Source organism: Streptococcus sp. 596553, assembly GCF_900411395.1.
Classification (GTDB): Bacteria; Bacillota; Bacilli; order Lactobacillales; family Streptococcaceae; genus Streptococcus; species Streptococcus mitis_BA.
Genome location: NZ_OXCQ01000003.1, coordinates 115,784 through 133,055, shown reverse-complemented (window position 1 = coordinate 133,055; position 17,272 = coordinate 115,784). Strand labels below are relative to the sequence as shown.

Genomic DNA, 17,272 nt, shown 5'->3' with positions numbered 1-17,272 from the left:
AGAATATTTTGACGACGAATTACAGCTTTGAATTTGAAAAAACAATTTGTACTAATCCATCTATTGGAAAAATCTTAAATCTATATGGATATGGGAAGGAGGGGGAAATCAATAAAAAGGAGAGGGAGCTAGGAATCTATCAATATATAAAATTAGGTGATCGAAAAAAACTATGGCATATACATGGAATAGCAACCAGAAAAAATTCTATTATACTAGGACAATACCATTATGGTTATTTGCTTTCGCAGGTGATAGGATATACGTCTGAATTATTAAGAAGATGGAATTCTAAAAATGATTTTTATCATCATTCATGGATTGATTGTTTTGTAAGCAATGATGTGCATATCCTTGGTTTTGCTTTCGATTTAGCTGAAATCGATTTGTGGTGGCTACTCGCATACAAGAAGAAACATTTTGAATTTACAAAGGTGTATTTTTACTCGAAAGTTGGATATTTAGATGATAATGTGAGAATACTCTTGTGTACATATGGCGTTATTATAAAAGAAATAAATACGGCTGATTATCATGATTTTTATAATCAAGCTATTACTGAAATAAGAAATGGGATAAAAATGGATAGAGATGTTACATAAGAAATTGTAAGAGGTCTGTTCCCTCTTGATAAAATGACTCTCATTTGACTTTTTGCACCAAAAATAGCATCATATTCGGTGCAAAGGAGGCGTGATAGATGAACTATAAGCAGGAAATAGTAAACAGGATAGAAAATTTTGAATCGAATCAAGTTTTTATAGCAAATGATTTCTTTGATATTGCAGGATATGAAACTGTTCGTAGTACATTAAATCGTCTTGTAAAAGACAAAAAGGTTACTCGCATTTTGAAAGGTATTTATTATAAACCAAAATATATAGAACTGATTGGAGAGTATGCAATGGCGTCTGTGGATGAAGTTGCTGATGCTATTGCTAGAAAATATAATTGGACCATTGCTCCATCGGAAAACACAGCCCTTAATTTACTTGGTTTATCTACGCAGGTACCAGCAAAATGGACCTATATATCAGATGGAAGGTATGCCAGTTTTAATGTTGGTAAGGCAAGGATAGAATTTAAGCATAGAAATAATGGAGATATTTCAAATATGTCAACCTTAACTGCAATGGTGATACAATCTGTCAAGGCAATGGGGAAAGAGAACATTACTTCTCAGCAGATTGACTACTTACGGAAAAAATTATCTGAAGAAGAAAAGTCAACATTACTAGCTGAAGGTAAAACTACAAGTGTCTGGGTATATAGTATTATCAAGAAAATATCAGAGGTGTAGGGATGTTTGAGGATAAATAGATTGAGAAAAATAAATCAATTTCTCAGAATGTTTTTAGAAGTCACGGTGTCTATTCTAGCTTCAATCCACTAGAAATTCCATAGATAGAAAACTACATAATCTCTACAGATAGGGCTGATCGAGTTGATGTGAGATGATTTGGCTTTCTAGGGGAATTGTGGATTGCCAAACTGTATCATTGAAATTATTGCTCAAATTTGTTATGATATAAATATGAATAAAAGTAGACTGGGACGTGGCAGACACGGGAAAAAGAGACATGTATTATTGGCTTTGATTGGTATTTTAGCAATTTCTATTTGCCTATTAGGCGGATTTATTGCTTTTAAAATGTATCAGCAAAAAAGTTTTGAGCAAAAGATTGAATCACTCAAAAAAGAGAAAGACGATCAATTGAGTGAGGGAAATCAGAAGGAGCATTTTCGTAAGGGTCAAGCCGAAGTGATTGCCTATTATCCTCTCCAAGGGGAGCAAGTGATTTCCTCTGTTAAGGAGCTGATAAATCAAGATGTTAAGGACAAGCTAGAAAGTAAGGACAATCTTGTTTTCTACTATACAGAGCAAGAAGAGTCAGGTTTAAAGGGAGTCGTTAATCGTAATGTGACCAAACAAATCTATGATTTAGTTGATTTTAAGGTTGAAGAGACAGAAAAGACCAGTCTAGGAAAGGTTCACTTAACAGAAGATGGGCAACCTTTTACACTTGACCAACTGTTTTCAGATGCTAGTAAGGCTAAGGAACAACTGATAAAAGAATTGACCTCCGTCCTAGAGGATAAAAAATTGGATCAAGACCAGAGTGAGCAGATTATAAAAAACTTCTCTGACCAAGACTTATCTGCATGGAATTTTGATTACAAGGATAGTCAGATTATCCTTTATCCAAGTCCTGCGGTTGAAAATTTAGAAGAGATAGCCTTGCCAGTATCTGCTTTCTTTGATGTTATCCAATCTTCGTACTTACTCGAAAAAGATGCGGCCTTGTACCAGTCTTACTTTGATAAGAAACATCAAAAAGTTGTCGCTCTAACCTTTGATGATGGTCCAAATCCAGCAACGACCCCGCAGGCATTAGAGACTCTAGCTAAATATGGTGTTAAAGCCACTTTCTTTGTGCTTGGGAAAAATGTTTCTGGGAATGAGGACTTGGTGAAGAGGATAAAATCCGAAGGTCATGTTGTTGGAAACCATAGTTGGAGCCATCCGATTCTCTCGCAACTTTCTCTTGATGAAGCTAAAAAGCAGATTACTGATACTGAGGATGTGCTAACTAAAGTGCTGGGCTCTAGTTCAAAACTCATGCGCCCGCCTTATGGAGCCATTACAGATGATATTCGCAATAGCTTGGATTTGAGCTTTATCATGTGGGATGTGGATAGTCTGGACTGGAAGAGTAAAAATGAAGCAGCTATTTTGACGGAAATTCAGCATCAAGTAGCTAACGGCTCTATCGTTTTGATGCATGATATTCACAGTCCGACAGTCAATGCCTTGCCAAGGGTCATTGAGTATTTGAAAAAACAAGGTTATACCTTTGTGACCATACCAGAGATGCTCAATACTCGCCTAAAAGCTCATGAACTGTATTATAGTCGTGATGAATAAGCAAGAAAAAATAGGTCTGTCAGATATGTGATAGACTTATTTTTTACAAAAGATAGTACTAATTAAAAAATGTTTTATGCTATAATTGATGAATAATACTCAATGAAAATCAAAGAGCAAACTAGGAAACTAGCTGCAGGTTGCTCAAAACAGTGTTTTGAGGTTGTGGATAGAACTGACGAAGTCAGTAACAATACCTACGGCAAGGCGACGTTGACGTGGTTTGAAGAGAGTATAAAATAGAAGGAGAAGCATATGAATACCTATCAATTAAATAATGGAGTAGAAATTCCAGTATTGGGATTTGGAACTTTTAAGGCTAAGGATGGAGAAGAAGCCTATCGTGCAGTGTTAGAAGCCTTGAAGGCTGGTTATCGTCATATTGATACGGCAGCGATTTATCAGAATGAAGAAAGTGTTGGTCAAGCAATCAAAGATAGCGGAGTTCCACGTGAAGAAATGTTCGTAACTACGAAGTTGTGGAATAGTCAGCAAACCTATGAGCAAGCTCGTCAGGCTTTTGAAGAGTCTTTAGAGAAGCTGGGATTGGAATATTTGGATCTGTATTTGATTCATTGGCCGAACCCAAAACCACTTAGAGAAAATGACGCATGGAAAACTCGCAATGCGGAAGTTTGGAGAGCGATGGAAGACCTCTATCAAGAAGGGAAAATCCGTGCTATCGGCGTTAGCAATTTTCTTCCCCATCATTTGGATGCCTTGCTTGAAACTGCAACTATCCTTCCTGCGGTCAATCAAGTTCGCTTGGCACCAGGTGTGTATCAAGAGGAAGTCGTAGCTTACTGTAGAGAAAAAGGAATTTTATTGGAAGCTTGGGGCCCTTTTGGTCAGGGAGAACTTTTTGATAGCAAGGAAGTGCAAGAAATAGCAACAAATCACGGAAAGTCTGTTGCTCAGATAGCCTTGGCCTGGAGCTTGGCAGAAGGATTTTTACCACTTCCGAAATCTGTTACAGCATCTCGTATTCAGGCTAATCTTGATTGCTTTGGAATTGAATTAAGTAAAGAGGAACGAGAAACCTTAAAAACGATTGCTGTTCAATCTGGTGCTCCACGAGTTGATGATGTGGATTTTTAGAAAATCATAAAAAGAATTGTACATTATTCTAATTTTTGATATAATAGTCAGCAGGAAAGAAAGTCTTATGGCGTTCTTCAAGCGAGCTTGGGATAGTGGGAGCCAAGTAGAACAAAATCAAGAGCTGGCGCTTTCTGTAGTATTTTCAAAAACAATGAAGTAATAAATTAGGGTGGAACCGCGTTTCTGACGCCCCTAGGTTAAATCAACCTAGGATTGTCGGACGCGGTTCTTTTGCTTATTCAGTCTATTGTGTGAAAGAAAGGAGAGACGTGGAAAACCTTTATCTTGTAAAAGACGATAGTCAACTAGCTGCATTTCGTGATTTTGTAGTAAGAAATACTGAAAAGTTGAAAGATTATCAATCTTTTTTAAAGAATGAACTTGCAGTCTGTGATTTACCGCAAGCCGTTATTTGGTCAAGTTTTAATGCTGCTACACAGATTATTAGGGAAAGCGCTGTTCCAGCCTATACAAATAATAGAAGAATGGTTATGACGCCTGATTTAGCTGTTTGGAAAGAGTTGTATTTGTATCAGTTGATGGACTACGAGTGTTCTGAGCAAACTCAAGCAATAGAAAGTCACTATCATTCTTTATCTGAAAATTTTCTCTTACAGATTGTAGGACATGAGCTAGCTCATTGGTCGGAGCATTTTTTAGATGATTTTGATGGTTACGACTCTTATATCTGGTTCGAAGAGGGGATGGTTGAATATATTAGTCGCAAGTATTTCTTGACAGAAGAGGAATTTCAAGCGGAAAAAATTTGTAATCAATCTCTCGTAGAACTTTTTCAGAAGAAGTATGGTTGGCATTCATTGAATGACTTTGGTTCTTCGACTTATGATAAGAACTATGCAAGTATTTTTTACGAATACTGGCGTAGTTTTTTGACAATAGATAAGTTGGTAGAAAATCTAGGTAGTGTACAAGCGGTCTTCGATTCTTATCATTTATGGGCAAATACAGATAAAACTCTTCCCTTGTTAGATTGGTTTGTTCAGCAGAAGTTAATTGAGAAAGAAATATAAAAACTAAAGGAGTAAACAATGTCTAAGAAATTAACATTTCACTGCGTCAGTGGCAGAGACCTCCTTACAATCGGGCTGCTCCACGCTCAGCACTAGAGTACCTGAGCTAGACGCAGTACTAACTCGTCTTGCCTCGTATAATCAATGAGGCAGACTCGTGTCGCAAGTAATTTATATAAAAAGGAGTAAACAATGTCTAAGAAAATAACATTTCAAGAAATTATTTTGACTTTGCAACAATTTTGGAATGACCAAGGTTGTATGCTTATGCAGGCTTATGACAATGAAAAAGGTGCGGGAACTATGAGTCCTTACACTTTCCTTCGTGCTATCGGACCTGAGCCATGGAATGCGGCTTATGTAGAGCCATCACGTCGTCCTGCTGACGGTCGTTATGGGGAAAATCCTAACCGTCTTTACCAACACCACCAATTCCAGGTGGTCATGAAGCCATCCCCATCAAACATCCAAGAACTTTACCTTGAATCTTTGGAAAAATTGGGTATCAATCCTTTGGAGCACGATATTCGTTTCGTTGAAGACAACTGGGAAAACCCATCAACTGGTTCAGCTGGTCTTGGTTGGGAAGTTTGGCTTGATGGGATGGAAATTACTCAGTTCACATATTTCCAACAAGTAGGTGGATTGGCAACTGGCCCTGTGACTGCGGAAGTTACCTATGGTTTGGAGCGTTTGGCTTCTTACATCCAAGAAGTAGATTCTGTATATGATATTGAGTGGGCTGATGGTGTAAAATACGGAGAAATCTTCATCCAGCCTGAGTATGAGCACTCAAAATATTCATTTGAAATTTCAGATCAAGAAATGTTGCTGGAAAACTTTGATAAGTTTGAAAAAGAAGCTGGTCGTGCATTAGAAGAAGGCTTGGTGCACCCTGCCTATGACTACGTTCTCAAATGTTCACACACCTTTAACCTGCTTGATGCGCGTGGTGCGGTATCTGTAACAGAGCGTGCAGGCTATATCGCTCGTATCCGTAACTTAGCTCGTGTCGTAGCCAAAACCTTTGTCGCAGAACGCAAACGCCTAGGCTACCCACTTTTAGATGAAGCAACACGAGCTAAACTCCTAGCAGAAGACGCAGAATAGTGAGTAATACTGTGCTCTAAAATCGTTAGAGGCAAGTCGAAGACTTGCTAGAGGGATATGCACTGCTGTACTGTTATGTGGGGATTTTTGAAACCTTAGGGTCAAAAATCAGTCAGCTAAATCCACTTTGATGAGACTGTTGGAAATCTTGATCAATATTGCATTAGATTTCCATACAAACTCACAAAGTTAGTTAGCTACGTCCCCAGTACCTAAGGTGCATATCAAAAAAAGATTGAAGAAAATGTAAAGGAAAAAACATGACAAAAAACTTATTAGTAGAACTAGGTCTTGAAGAATTACCAGCCTATGTTGTTACACCAAGTGAAAAACAACTAGGCGAAAAAATGGCAGCCTTCCTCAAGGAAAACCGCCTGTCTTTTGAAACCATTCAAACCTTCTCAACACCACGTCGTTTGGCTGTTCGTGTGACCGGTCTCGCAGACAAACAGTCTGATTTGACAGAAGATTTCAAGGGTCCAGCAAAGAAAATTGCCTTGGATAGTGATGGAAACTTCACCAAAGCAGCTCAAGGATTTGTCCGTGGAAAAGGCTTGACAGTTGAAGATATCGAATTCCGTGAAATCAAAGGTGAAGAATATGTCTATGTCACTAAGGAAGAAGTTGGTCAAGCAGTTGAAGCCATTGTTCCTGGTGTTGTAGATGTCTTGAAGTCATTGACTTTCCCTGTTAGCATGCACTGGGCTGGAAATAGCTTTGAATACATTCGTCCTGTTCACACTTTAACTGTTCTTCTAGATGAAGAAGAGTTTGACTTGGATTTCCTTGATATCAAGGGCGGTCGTGTGAGCCGTGGTCATCGTTTCTTGGGACAAGAAACTAAGATTCAGTCAGCATTGAGCTATGAAGAAGACCTTCGTGCACAATTTGTAATCGCAGATCCACGTGAACGTGAGCAAATGATTGTTGACCAAATCAAGGTAATCGAAGCTGAACATGGCGTACGTATCGAAATTGATGCTGATTTGCTTAATGAAGTCTTGAACTTGGTTGAATACCCAACTGCCTTTATGGGAAGTTTTGATGCCAAATACCTTGAAGTTCCAGAAGAAGTTTTGGTGACTTCGATGAAAGAACACCAACGTTACTTTGTTGTTCGTGATCAAGACGGTAAATTATTGCCAAACTTTATTTCTGTCCGTAACGGAAATGCAGAGCATTTGGAAAATGTTATCAAAGGAAATGAAAAAGTCTTGGTAGCCCGTTTGGAAGACGGAGAATTCTTCTGGCGTGAAGACCAAAAATTAGTTATTTCTGACCTTGTTGAAAAATTAAACAATGTGACCTTCCATGAGAAAATTGGTTCCCTTCGTGAACACATGATTCGTACTGGTCAAATTGCTATTCTCTTGGCAGAAAAAGCAGGCTTGTCAGCGGATGAAACGATTGACCTAGCCCGTGCAGCAGCCATTTACAAGTTTGACTTGTTGACAGGTATGGTTGGCGAATTTGACGAGCTTCAAGGAATTATGGGTGAAAAATATGCCCTTCTTGCTGGGGAAACTCCAGCGGTAGCAGCTGCTATTCGTGAACACTACATGCCTACATCAGCCGAAGGAGAACTTCCAGAGAGCAAGGTCGGCGCAGTGCTTGCCATTGCAGATAAATTGGATACGATTTTGAGTTTCTTCTCAGTAGGCTTGATTCCATCAGGTTCTAATGACCCGTATGCCCTTCGTCGTGCGACCCAAGGTGTGGTTCGTATCTTGGATGCTTTTGGTTGGCACATTGCTATGGACGAGCTGATTGATAGCCTTTATGCTCTAACATTTGACAGCTTGACTTATGAAAATAAGGCAGAGGTTATGGACTTTATCAAGGCTCGTGTTGATAAGATGATGGGATCTACTCCAAAAGACATCAAGGAAGCCGTTCTTGCAGGTTCAAACTTTGTTGTGGCGGATATGTTGGAAGCAGCAAGTGCTCTCGTAGAAGCAAGCAAGGAAGAAGACTTTAAACCATCTGTTGAATCACTTTCTCGTGCCTTTAACTTGGCTGAGAAGGCAGAAGTAGTAGCTACAGTTGATTCAGCTCTCTTTGAAAATGAAGAAGAGAAAGCCTTGGCAGAAGCAGTAGAATCACTTGTTTTGTCAGGGACTGCAAGTCAACAATTGAAACATCTCTTTGCGCTTAGCCCTGTCATCGATGCCTTCTTTGAGAATACTATGGTTATGGCTGAAGATCAGACTGTTCGACAAAATCGTTTGGCAATCTTGTCGCAATTAACCAAGAAAGCAGCTAAACTTGCACGTTTTAACCAAATCAATACCAAATAAAATCTGTTAAACGGATTAAATCTTATCATAAAGGAGAGAAACATGGATCCTAAAAAAATTGATCGTATCAACGAACTTGCTAAAAAGAAAAAAACAGAAGGCTTGACCCCAGAAGAAAAAGTAGAACAAGCCAAACTACGTGAGGAGTACATCGAAGGTTATCGTCGCACTGTTCGTCATCACATTGAGGGAATCAAAATTGTAGACGAAGAAGGGAACGATGTTACACCAGAAAAACTACGCCAAGCCCAACGTGAAAAAGGGTTACATGGCCGTAGTCTTGATGACCCAAATTCATAATCAGTATTCTTTCTTTTAACAAGGATAGATAAAATAATACCAAAAGACTAGCAGATACAAACTGCTAGTCTTTTTTAACTAAAAAAGGAACCAAAATGGTTCCTAAAACTATCATTAGTAACTTGCACCAGCTGTAGCGTCTGCGCCACCACCGTGACCTCCAGCATCACCTGCATCAGAAGCTCCAGATGTGGCATCTGCGTCACCGTGGCCTCCGGCAGGAGCTGCAGCATTTCCACCAACTAGACGTTGACCAGTTGTTTCCAAGTACCAATCGAGCCATGGTTGGAAATTGAAGATGATTTCATTGATTCCAGCATATGAACCATCTGGATAGTACATTGCCTTGTAGTTATGTGTATTGATAACACCTTCAGGTGTTCCCGGCACAATTGTACGGACATATTCTTGATCTCCGTTACGTAGTACACCGACAACCCATTCAACGTTTTTCATTCTTTCAGGTGGTAGGGAAGCATGTACTGTTCCTAGTCGGCTACCTGCTTGAACGCGCACACGTTTACCATACATTGTATTTGGATCTTGATGGGCGTTATTATAGTACAAGAATTGGTTATTATCATCCGCATATGTCAACTCAAATGGCATTGCTTTCAAGAACATATCAATTTGGTTAACTGTCAAGATACCGTGGTCTAATTTAACGTAAGTATCTCCTGAAACAGCTCCAACAAGCTCAGCTGCTTTTTCTACCCATTCAGGATCATCAGGGTCAACACCTTGAATTGTAGTTGCGATTGGTTTTGTACAATATAAATCTTCTGGTGCGATTGGTTTTGGTTTTTTCAATTTTGAAACGACTCCCACATATTTTACAAAGTTGTCTAAACATGTTTCAAGGAAATTAACAGTTCCTTCATTTGTTATATTCCCATCAACATCAAAAGCTTCTTTGGCTTTACCAAGAAGGAATTCATTTCCTGGAAGAGTGTAGGCATTGACACCTGGAGCGTCAAGAATCTTACGAAGGTGAACTTGGGCACGAGAAGTACCTTGGTCGTAGTAAGAAGCTCCCACAATCATAACTGGTTTGTTTTCAAATGGATGAACTTCGTATGAAAGCCATTCAAGAACCGATTTTAGAGAAGCTGAGATTGTGTGGTTGTGCTCAGGAGTAGCAATAATGACACCATCAGCACGAGTAATTTTGTTATATAAATAACGTAATTGGAAACTTTCATCCCATTTTTCGTCTTGGTTAAACATTGGAACTTCATCAATTTCGAGAACTTCTAATTCAAATTTGAGTTTGAAGTGACGACGGATGAATTCCAAGAGTTTACGGTTATATGATTGATCGTAGTTTGATCCTACAAGTCCAACAAATTTCATTCTTTTTGGTCTCCTATCTTACAAATTTTCCCAGTCAAAGTCTTCAGCATCTTTGCGAAGTAGGGCTTGTGCGTTGCGCAATTTTTCTGTGATTTTTACAAAGATACGGAAGTCGTCAAAAGTGGCATCCAGTTTTTTAATAACATCAAGATCTACTAGATCTCCACTTGGATTAAAGGCTTGAAGAGAATGTGAAAGCAAGAATTCATCTGGAAGGACACTTGCTTTGATTTCTGGAGCATTCAAGATTTGGCGAAGTTGCATTTGAGCACGTGATGAACCAAGCGTACCGTAAGAAGCACCTGTAATCATGATTGGTTTGTTCAAGAGTGGGTAAATACCATAAGACAACCAAGCAAGAGCGCTCATCAAAACAGCTGGGATAGAGTGGTCGTACTCAGGAGTACCGATAATAACACCATCTGCCTCTTCAATTTTAGCAGCAATTTCCAGAATTTCAGCAGGTACTTGCTTGTCAGCTGGTTTGTTGAAGACAGGAATGTCTTTAATTTCAACAAGTTCAATTTCAGCTTTGTCAGCAAAGTGTTTTTGCATGTATTGAAGCAATTGACGGTTTGTAGAACGTTTTGAATTTGTTCCAACAATAGCAATAAGTTTTAACATGAGATTTCCTTTCTCTTTTTACATAATACGATTTTAAAACTCCATTGAAACAGTTGTCTCTATAGAGTAGGAATTCCTGAAGAACAGCTTAGGTGGCCTTCCTTATCGATGAGGATGGCTTCGATGCCCTTCAAACTTTCGACTTGCCAGAGGATAGAAGCTGGTCTTTCTCCAAAGAGTCGAGTTGTCCAGATTTCGCCATCAACTGATTTATCAGAGATGATTGTGAGACTAGCGAGTTCTGTTTCAACAGGGTATCCTGTTTGGCTGTCAAAAATGTGATGGTAATCTTGTCCATCGACGGTCAGGTAACGTTCATAAATGCCTGAAGTCACGACAGATTGATTGACAACAGGAATGGTCATTAAGTGATTTCCCCTCGGATTGGCTGGGTCTTGAATCCCTATTTGCCAAGGCTGATTTCCTCTTGCCTGATTTTTTCCAATGGTCAGGATATTCCCTCCCAGATTGATTAAGGCAGATGTCACTCCCTCTTCTCTCAGAAATTGGGCAACCTTATCCGCACTGTATCCTTTGGCTAAACAACCAAGATCGATCTTCATTCCTTTCTGTTTTAAAAACACAGTAGAAGTAGAAGAATCTAACTCGATAAAATGAGGATTGATTAGAGGCAGAACCGATTCAATTTCTTGAGGTTGGGCGACTTTGGCATCTGAAAAACCGATGCGCCAGGTTTGAATTAGGGGACCAATGCTGATATTGAGATAGCTAGAGGGTGCTAGGCTATGCTCTAACCCAAGTGAAATCAATTTAAACAGGTCTGGATGAACTTTGACTGGAGCTATTCCAGCTTGATGATTGATTTCCATCAACTCCGATTTCTGACTATTGGCATTGAAGCGGTATTCTAGCTCTCTGAGTAAATCAAAGGATTTTTGGAGCAAGCCATCGGCTCGCTCATCTACTAATGAAATAGTGATAGTAGTCCCCATTAGCCGTTCGGAATGTGAACTTAGAGGCAAGCTACCAACTCCTTTCTCTTATAGAAAATAAGTTGTAATATCAAGTAATTATCTAAATTGAAGCCCTTACATTTTATTTTCATGTTATTAGAATACCATAAAGTTAGACTTTTCACAAATAAAATTTGGAAAAAGTCAAGAAATATGCTCATAAAATTCATGAGGCTTGAAAACAGGATAAATGGAGAATTATTTTTGATAAAAAATCCTGAAATAATAGTAAACCACTTGTAAACGCTAACAGTAAATGTTATACTAGTAGAGTAAATTTAAAATTGAAGGTAGGAATTTTTCTATGAGTAAAATCGTTGTAGTCGGTGCTAACCACGCTGGTACAGCATGTATCAATACCATGTTGGATAATTTTGGAAATGAGAACGAAATTGTTGTATTTGACCAAAACTCTAACATCTCTTTCCTAGGATGTGGAATGGCCCTTTGGATTGGGGAACAAATTGACGGTGCTGAAGGCTTGTTCTATTCTGATAAAGAAAAATTGGAAGCTAAAGGTGCTAAGGTTTATATGAATTCACCAGTTCTTTCAATCGACTATGATAACAAAGTAGTTACAGCGGAAGTTGAAGGAAAAGAGCACAAAGAATCATACGAAAAATTGATTTTCGCTACAGGTTCTACACCAATCTTGCCACCAATCGAAGGTGTTGAAATTGTTAAAGGAAACCGCGAATTTAAAGCAACTCTTGAAAACGTACAATTCGTGAAATTGTACCAAAATGCAGAAGAAGTCATCGAAAAACTTGCTGACAAGAGCAAGCACCTAGAGCGCATCGCTGTTGTTGGTGGTGGTTATATCGGTGTTGAACTTGCTGAAGCCTTCGAGCGTCTTGGAAAAGAAGTTATCCTTGTTGACATCGTAGATACTGTCTTGAACGGTTACTATGACAAGGACTTCACACAAATGATGGCTAAGAACTTGGAAGACCACAACATCCGCTTGGCGCTTGGTCAAACAGTAAAAGCTATCCAAGGTGATGGAAAAGTAGAACGTTTGGTAACAGACAAAGAAACATTTGATGTGGATATGGTTGTTCTTGCGGTTGGTTTCCGTCCAAATACAGCTCTTGCTGATGGTAAGATTGAACTCTTCCGCAACGGTGCCTTCCTTGTAGACAAGAAACAAGAAACATCAATTCCAGGTGTATTTGCAGTTGGTGACTGTGCGACTGTCTATGATAATGCTCGTAAAGACACTAGCTACATTGCCCTTGCTTCAAATGCTGTTCGTACTGGTATTGTTGGTGCCTACAATGCTTGTGGACATGAATTGGAAGGAATCGGTGTGCAAGGTTCAAACGGTATCTCAATCTATGGTCTTCACATGGTTTCAACTGGTTTGACTCTTGAAAAAGCGAAAGCTGCAGGTTACAATGCGACTGAAACAGGCTTTAACGATCTTCAAAAACCAGAATTCATGAAACATGATAACCATGAAGTAGCAATCAAGATTGTCTTTGATAAAGATAGTCGTGAAATTCTTGGCGCTCAAATGGTATCACGTGATTCTGCTATCAGTATGGGAATCCATATGTTCTCACTTGCTATCCAAGAGCATGTTACAATTGATAAATTGGCATTGACAGACCTCTTCTTCTTGCCACACTTCAACAAACCATACAACTACATCACAATGGCTGCCCTTACAGCTGAAAAATAAAATTTGATGAGCTATCTGGCCTTAAGTTAAGGTCAGATAGTTTTTTTAGTCAATGTGTACCCATACAATTATCCATTTTTTATCTTGTGATTCCTTCTAATCTAACTTAAAATGAAATAGTAGCTACCAATACAAATGATGAGGATAAAGAAATGACTGAAAATCGTTATGAATTAAATAAAAACTTGGCACAGATGCTCAAGGGCGGTGTAATCATGGACGTTCAGAACCCTGAACAGGCCCGTATTGCAGAGGCTGCTGGTGCGGCAGCTGTGATGGCCTTGGAACGGATTCCAGCTGATATTCGTGCAGCTGGTGGCGTTTCCCGCATGAGTGATCCAAAGATGATTAAGGAAATCCAAGAAGCGGTTAGTATTCCAGTAATGGCTAAGGTCAGAATCGGGCATTTTGTGGAAGCTCAGATTTTAGAGGCTATTGAAATTGACTATATCGATGAGAGTGAAGTTCTATCGCCAGCTGACGACCGTTTCCATGTGGACAAGAAAGAATTCCAAGTTCCTTTTGTCTGTGGGGCTAAGGACTTGGGTGAAGCCTTGCGTCGTATCGCTGAAGGTGCTTCTATGATTCGTACAAAAGGAGAACCGGGGACAGGGGATATCGTCCAAGCTGTTCGTCATATGCGTATGATGAATCAGGAAATTCGCCGAATTCAAAACCTACGTGAGGACGAACTTTATGTTGCTGCCAAGGACTTGCAAGTTCCTGTAGAATTGGTTCAATATGTCCATGAACATGGGAAATTGCCAGTTGTAAACTTCGCAGCTGGAGGCGTTGCAACGCCAGCAGATGCTGCGCTGATGATGCAATTAGGGGCAGAGGGCGTCTTTGTCGGTTCAGGTATTTTTAAGTCAGGAGATCCTGTTAAACGAGCGAGTGCCATTGTCAAAGCAGTAACCAATTTCCGAAATCCTCAAATCCTAGCTCAAATCTCTGAAGATTTAGGAGAAGCCATGGTTGGTATTAATGAAAATGAAATCCAAATTCTCATGGCTGAGAGAGGAAAATAGATGAAAGTCGGAATATTGGCCTTGCAAGGTGCCTTTGCAGAACATGCAAAAGTGCTAGATCAATTAGGTGTCGAGAGTGTTGAAATCAGAAATTTAGAGGATTTTCAGCAGTATCAGAATGGTTTGTCGGGTTTGATATTACCTGGTGGTGAGTCTACAACCATGGGCAAGCTCTTACGAGACCAGGACATGCTGATTCCCATTCGAGAAGCCATTCTTTCTGGATTACCAGTATTTGGAACCTGCGCGGGCTTAATTTTGCTGGCTAGGGAAATCACTTCTCAGGACGAGAGTCATCTTGGAACCATGGATATGGTGGTCGAGCGCAATGCCTATGGGCGCCAATTAGGAAGTTTCTACACGGAAGCAGAATGTAAGGGAGTCGGTCAGATTCCAATGACCTTTATCCGTGGTCCGATTATCAGTAGTGTTGGAGTGGGTGTAGAAATTCTAGCAAGAGTTGATAATCAAATCGTTGCAGCCCAAGAAAAAAATATGCTGGTAACTTCTTTTCATCCAGAATTGACTGATGATGTGCGCTTGCACCAGTATTTTATTAATATGTGTAAAGAAAAAAGTTGAGATTGAATTTCTCAACTTTTTTACATGTAATAAACAATGGCGATGTATTGGAGTGCGGACGCAGCTAGGATAAAGAGATGCCAAATCATGTGGAAATAAGGTTTTTTCTTGGCATAAAATCCAGCTCCAACTGTATAAGAAAGTCCGCCAGTTACCATGAGGCTCCAAAAGATTGGTGTTGTTTGACTGATAATGGCAGGAATGATAGCCAGAACCAACCAGCCCATAATCAGGTAAAGAGCAAGGCTGAATTTCTCATTGACCTTTTTAGCAAAGATTTTATAGAGAATACCAAAGATGGTCGTTCCCCATTGGATGGCAATAATTAGATAGCCAAACCAGTTATTCATCAAGGTTAAGACGACTGGCGTATAAGAGCCTGCGATAGCCACATAAATCATCGAATGGTCGATGATTCTCAAGACGTATTTGTGGGTTGAACCGTAGGCCATAGAGTGGTAAATGGTGGATGATAGGAACATGAGAAAGAGACTGATGACGAAAATGGAAACGCCGATAGAGGATAAAAATCCGTGTGCTTCATAACTATAGGTGGATGAAATAGGGAGCAAGATGAGCATGATGACTGCCCCCACAGCATGGGTCACGCTATTAGCAATCTCCTCTCCAAAACTGAGTTGTTTGCTGAGTTTAAGACTAGTGTTCATCGGCTTACCTCCTCTTGAGTATGATGGATTAAGTCTAGAGTTTGATGATAGAGTTTAACTGTTTGGCAGCTACTTTGGATAATAGGGTTTGCTGGGTCAATCTCTTGGTTCATGTAATCTACAAAGGCGTCGTAGAGTTGCTCTGAACTAGCCTGACTTTGTAGAGTATTCAGTGTCTGGGCTATTTCTTGAATAGAAAATACAGACTTGAGGGTTGTGATAGCAATCAGACGGGCAATCTGTTGGCGTTGGTATTTTTTCTTGTCAGGCTTTGTAAGATAACCATGTTTGACATAGTTATTGACCATGGATGCTGTTAGCCCCTTATCTTTATCTGGAGAGACAGGAGCGCAGACCTGATTGACATAGAGCAAAACCTGGTCCAGATAGAGGTCAATGTTTGGAATTTCTGCCCATTTTGGGTAGGAAAAGGTAGTTTTCATTTTAAACTCCTTATAATCTAGTTTTAATAACTAGATTATAAAATAATAAAAACAGAAAGTCAAGTTTTAACTGCTTGTGAAAAGGCTTGAATTATGCTATGATGGGAGAAACTAGTCAGAAATGAGGAGAAAAGATGGAGATTCGTTTAGCTTTTCCAAATGAAGTAGATACCATCATGCAGGTGATGGAGGAAGCCAAGAAATGTTTAGCAGATGCTGGTAGTGACCAGTGGCAAAATGGTTATCCAAATGCGGACATTATTATCGATGATATTATCTCAGGTCAAGCCTACGTAGCCTTGGAAGAGGGAGAACTACTAGCCTATGCAGCTGTGACCAAAAGTCCAGAGGCAGCCTATGAAGCTATTTATGAAGGAAAATGGCAAGCTGGAGAGTCAGAGTACCTAGTCTTTCACCGTATTGCTGTGGCAGCAGATGTGCAGGGACAAGGAGTTGCTCAAACCTTCTTAGAGGGCTTGATTGAAGGATTTGATTATCTAGATTTTCGCTCAGATACGCATGTTGCAAACAAGGTCATGCAACATATTTTTGCAAAACTTGGTTTTAGACAAGTTGGTAAGGTGCCGGTTGATGGCGAACGCCTGGCCTATCAAAAATTGAAGAAATAATGAAAAAGAAGTACGCAAAAATGCTCTACTTTTCGCCAATAGGAACCTTGTCTTTGGTTGCCGACGAGCAATATCTGTATGGCGTTTGGGTGCAGGAGCAGAAGCATTTTGAGAGGGGACTAGGAGATGAGACGATAGAAGCAGTTGTTAGTCATCCCATTTTAGACCCAGTTATTGCTTGCTTAGATGCTTACTTTAAAGGCAAGTCTCAGGATTTATCCGACTTGCCCTTGGCTCCAATCGGAACGGATTTTGAAAAGCGAGTTTGGTCCTATTTACAGGAAATTCCTTATGGTCATACAGTGACCTATGGACAAATAGCCCAAGAGCTACAAGTGGATTCTGCTCAAGCAATTGGCGGAGCGGTGGGACGCAATCCGTGGTCTGTTCTAGTACCTTGTCATCGTGTGCTGGGAGCAGGCAAGCGTCTGACAGGTTATGCTGCAGGAGTGGAAAAGAAAGCCTGGCTCTTGGATTATGAAGGCGTAGATTTTAAAGATATAAATAATAGAAAGTGAAAGA

19 protein-coding genes are annotated in these 17,272 nt (G+C 39.8%); 14 read left to right on the top strand and 5 right to left on the bottom strand.

What is annotated here, in order from left to right; all coding sequences use genetic code 11:
- The first annotated feature begins 8 nt into the window (after positions 1–8).
- From DSY56_RS12300 to DSY56_RS04915, 9 genes are all read left to right on the top strand, one after another.
- Complete coding sequence (locus DSY56_RS12300; protein ID WP_234990550.1) at positions 9–602, top strand: hypothetical protein; 594 nt, start codon at positions 9–11, stop codon at positions 600–602.
- A gap of 98 nt (positions 603–700) precedes the next feature.
- On the top strand, positions 701–1,300 hold the full coding sequence (locus DSY56_RS04945; RefSeq protein WP_112444201.1) for a DUF6088 family protein: 600 nt from the start codon (positions 701–703) through the stop codon (positions 1,298–1,300).
- Between the two features lie 234 nt (positions 1,301–1,534).
- A complete protein-coding gene (gene pgdA, locus DSY56_RS04940) occupies positions 1,535–2,926 on the top strand; it encodes a peptidoglycan-N-acetylglucosamine deacetylase PgdA (RefSeq protein WP_112444288.1) in 1,392 nt (463 codons plus the stop codon).
- 102 nt (positions 2,927–3,028) lie between these two features.
- The gene (locus DSY56_RS12295; RefSeq protein ID WP_000693317.1) at positions 3,029–3,169 is read left to right on the top strand and encodes a hypothetical protein; all 141 of its coding nucleotides are present in this window, start codon (positions 3,029–3,031) and stop codon (positions 3,167–3,169) included.
- A 12-nt stretch (positions 3,170–3,181) separates the two neighbouring features.
- Positions 3,182–4,024: an aldo/keto reductase gene (locus DSY56_RS04935; protein ID WP_112444199.1), complete on the top strand. Its 843-nt coding sequence runs from the start codon at positions 3,182–3,184 to the stop codon at positions 4,022–4,024.
- 272 nt (positions 4,025–4,296) lie between these two features.
- A complete protein-coding gene (locus DSY56_RS04930) occupies positions 4,297–5,058 on the top strand; it encodes an elongation factor Tu (RefSeq protein ID WP_112444196.1) in 762 nt (253 codons plus the stop codon).
- 192 nt (positions 5,059–5,250) lie between these two features.
- A complete protein-coding gene (gene glyQ / locus DSY56_RS04925; protein ID WP_112444194.1) occupies positions 5,251–6,168 on the top strand; it encodes a glycine--tRNA ligase subunit alpha in 918 nt (305 codons plus the stop codon).
- Positions 6,169–6,428: 260 nt separating this feature from the next.
- Positions 6,429–8,465 (top strand): glycine--tRNA ligase subunit beta, encoded by a 2,037-nt coding sequence (gene glyS, locus DSY56_RS04920; protein ID WP_112444193.1) that lies wholly within the window; start codon positions 6,429–6,431, stop codon positions 8,463–8,465.
- Positions 8,466–8,507: 42 nt separating this feature from the next.
- Positions 8,508–8,765, top strand: coding sequence for a DUF896 family protein (locus tag DSY56_RS04915; RefSeq protein ID WP_050261374.1), 258 nt, complete (start codon positions 8,508–8,510; stop codon positions 8,763–8,765).
- Positions 8,766–8,879: 114 nt separating this feature from the next.
- Here DSY56_RS04915 and DSY56_RS04910 read toward each other — a convergent pair whose 3' ends face one another.
- From DSY56_RS04910 to DSY56_RS04900, 3 genes are read right to left on the bottom strand one after another with little or no spacing between them, the layout of a single operon-like run.
- Positions 8,880–10,118 carry an NAD(P)H-dependent oxidoreductase gene (locus DSY56_RS04910; protein WP_112444191.1) on the bottom strand — a complete coding sequence of 413 codons (1,239 nt, stop codon included), beginning with the start codon at positions 10,116–10,118 and terminating at the stop codon, positions 8,880–8,882.
- A gap of 18 nt (positions 10,119–10,136) precedes the next feature.
- A complete protein-coding gene (locus tag DSY56_RS04905) occupies positions 10,137–10,742 on the bottom strand; it encodes an NADPH-dependent FMN reductase (RefSeq protein WP_033677008.1) in 606 nt (201 codons plus the stop codon).
- Between the two features lie 59 nt (positions 10,743–10,801).
- Positions 10,802–11,725 carry an FAD:protein FMN transferase gene (locus DSY56_RS04900; RefSeq protein WP_112444189.1) on the bottom strand — a complete coding sequence of 308 codons (924 nt, stop codon included), beginning with the start codon at positions 11,723–11,725 and terminating at the stop codon, positions 10,802–10,804.
- A gap of 295 nt (positions 11,726–12,020) precedes the next feature.
- Between DSY56_RS04900 and nox the strand changes: the two genes are divergently transcribed.
- The 3 genes from nox to pdxT all read left to right on the top strand — a co-directional run bounded on the left by nox (position 12,021) and on the right by pdxT (position 15,010).
- Positions 12,021–13,400, top strand: coding sequence for a H2O-forming NADH oxidase (nox, locus tag DSY56_RS04895; protein WP_112444188.1), 1,380 nt, complete (start codon positions 12,021–12,023; stop codon positions 13,398–13,400).
- Between the two features lie 152 nt (positions 13,401–13,552).
- Positions 13,553–14,428 (top strand): pyridoxal 5'-phosphate synthase lyase subunit PdxS, encoded by an 876-nt coding sequence (gene pdxS, locus DSY56_RS04890; protein WP_000138517.1) that lies wholly within the window; start codon positions 13,553–13,555, stop codon positions 14,426–14,428.
- Positions 14,429–15,010: a pyridoxal 5'-phosphate synthase glutaminase subunit PdxT gene (pdxT, locus tag DSY56_RS04885; RefSeq protein ID WP_112444186.1), complete on the top strand. Its 582-nt coding sequence runs from the start codon at positions 14,429–14,431 to the stop codon at positions 15,008–15,010. It begins immediately after the preceding gene.
- A gap of 20 nt (positions 15,011–15,030) precedes the next feature.
- Here pdxT and trhA read toward each other — a convergent pair whose 3' ends face one another.
- Both trhA and DSY56_RS04875 read right to left on the bottom strand, forming a co-directional pair.
- Positions 15,031–15,678 (bottom strand): PAQR family membrane homeostasis protein TrhA, encoded by a 648-nt coding sequence (gene trhA / locus DSY56_RS04880; protein ID WP_049509562.1) that lies wholly within the window; start codon positions 15,676–15,678, stop codon positions 15,031–15,033.
- Positions 15,675–16,121 carry a DUF1836 domain-containing protein gene (locus DSY56_RS04875; RefSeq protein ID WP_112444184.1) on the bottom strand — a complete coding sequence of 149 codons (447 nt, stop codon included), beginning with the start codon at positions 16,119–16,121 and terminating at the stop codon, positions 15,675–15,677. The genes trhA and DSY56_RS04875 overlap by 4 nt, the downstream gene beginning before the upstream one ends.
- Before the next feature lie 134 nt (positions 16,122–16,255).
- Between DSY56_RS04875 and DSY56_RS04870 the strand changes: the two genes are divergently transcribed.
- Both DSY56_RS04870 and DSY56_RS04865 read left to right on the top strand, forming a co-directional pair.
- Entirely contained in the window at positions 16,256–16,750 is a 495-nt protein-coding gene (locus tag DSY56_RS04870) for a GNAT family N-acetyltransferase (protein ID WP_112444182.1), read from the top strand.
- Entirely contained in the window at positions 16,750–17,268 is a 519-nt protein-coding gene (locus DSY56_RS04865) for a methylated-DNA--[protein]-cysteine S-methyltransferase (protein WP_050971675.1), read from the top strand. Before DSY56_RS04870 ends, DSY56_RS04865 begins: the two co-directional genes overlap by 1 nt.
- Positions 17,269–17,272 lie beyond the last annotated feature (4 nt).

What these genes read in the sequence shown, in the direction of transcription:
- DSY56_RS04905 (WP_033677008.1), bottom strand. Translation starts at nt 10,742, where the DNA reads ATGTTAAAACTTATTGCTATTGTTGGAACAAATTCAAAACGTTCTACA.
- DSY56_RS04915 (WP_050261374.1), top strand. Translation starts at nt 8,508, where the DNA reads ATGGATCCTAAAAAAATTGATCGTATCAACGAACTTGCTAAAAAGAAA.
- DSY56_RS04870 (WP_112444182.1), top strand. Translation starts at nt 16,256, where the DNA reads ATGGAGATTCGTTTAGCTTTTCCAAATGAAGTAGATACCATCATGCAG.
- nox (WP_112444188.1), top strand. Translation starts at nt 12,021, where the DNA reads ATGAGTAAAATCGTTGTAGTCGGTGCTAACCACGCTGGTACAGCATGT.
- DSY56_RS12295 (WP_000693317.1), top strand. Translation starts at nt 3,029, where the DNA reads ATGAAAATCAAAGAGCAAACTAGGAAACTAGCTGCAGGTTGCTCAAAA.
- trhA (WP_049509562.1), bottom strand. Translation starts at nt 15,678, where the DNA reads ATGAACACTAGTCTTAAACTCAGCAAACAACTCAGTTTTGGAGAGGAG.
- DSY56_RS04945 (WP_112444201.1), top strand. Translation starts at nt 701, where the DNA reads ATGAACTATAAGCAGGAAATAGTAAACAGGATAGAAAATTTTGAATCG.
- pdxT (WP_112444186.1), top strand. Translation starts at nt 14,429, where the DNA reads ATGAAAGTCGGAATATTGGCCTTGCAAGGTGCCTTTGCAGAACATGCA.
- glyQ (WP_112444194.1), top strand. Translation starts at nt 5,251, where the DNA reads ATGTCTAAGAAAATAACATTTCAAGAAATTATTTTGACTTTGCAACAA.
- pgdA (WP_112444288.1), top strand. Translation starts at nt 1,535, where the DNA reads ATGAATAAAAGTAGACTGGGACGTGGCAGACACGGGAAAAAGAGACAT.
- DSY56_RS04865 (WP_050971675.1), top strand. Translation starts at nt 16,750, where the DNA reads ATGAAAAAGAAGTACGCAAAAATGCTCTACTTTTCGCCAATAGGAACC.
- DSY56_RS04935 (WP_112444199.1), top strand. Translation starts at nt 3,182, where the DNA reads ATGAATACCTATCAATTAAATAATGGAGTAGAAATTCCAGTATTGGGA.
- DSY56_RS04910 (WP_112444191.1), bottom strand. Translation starts at nt 10,118, where the DNA reads ATGAAATTTGTTGGACTTGTAGGATCAAACTACGATCAATCATATAAC.
- pdxS (WP_000138517.1), top strand. Translation starts at nt 13,553, where the DNA reads ATGACTGAAAATCGTTATGAATTAAATAAAAACTTGGCACAGATGCTC.
- glyS (WP_112444193.1), top strand. Translation starts at nt 6,429, where the DNA reads ATGACAAAAAACTTATTAGTAGAACTAGGTCTTGAAGAATTACCAGCC.
- DSY56_RS04875 (WP_112444184.1), bottom strand. Translation starts at nt 16,121, where the DNA reads ATGAAAACTACCTTTTCCTACCCAAAATGGGCAGAAATTCCAAACATT.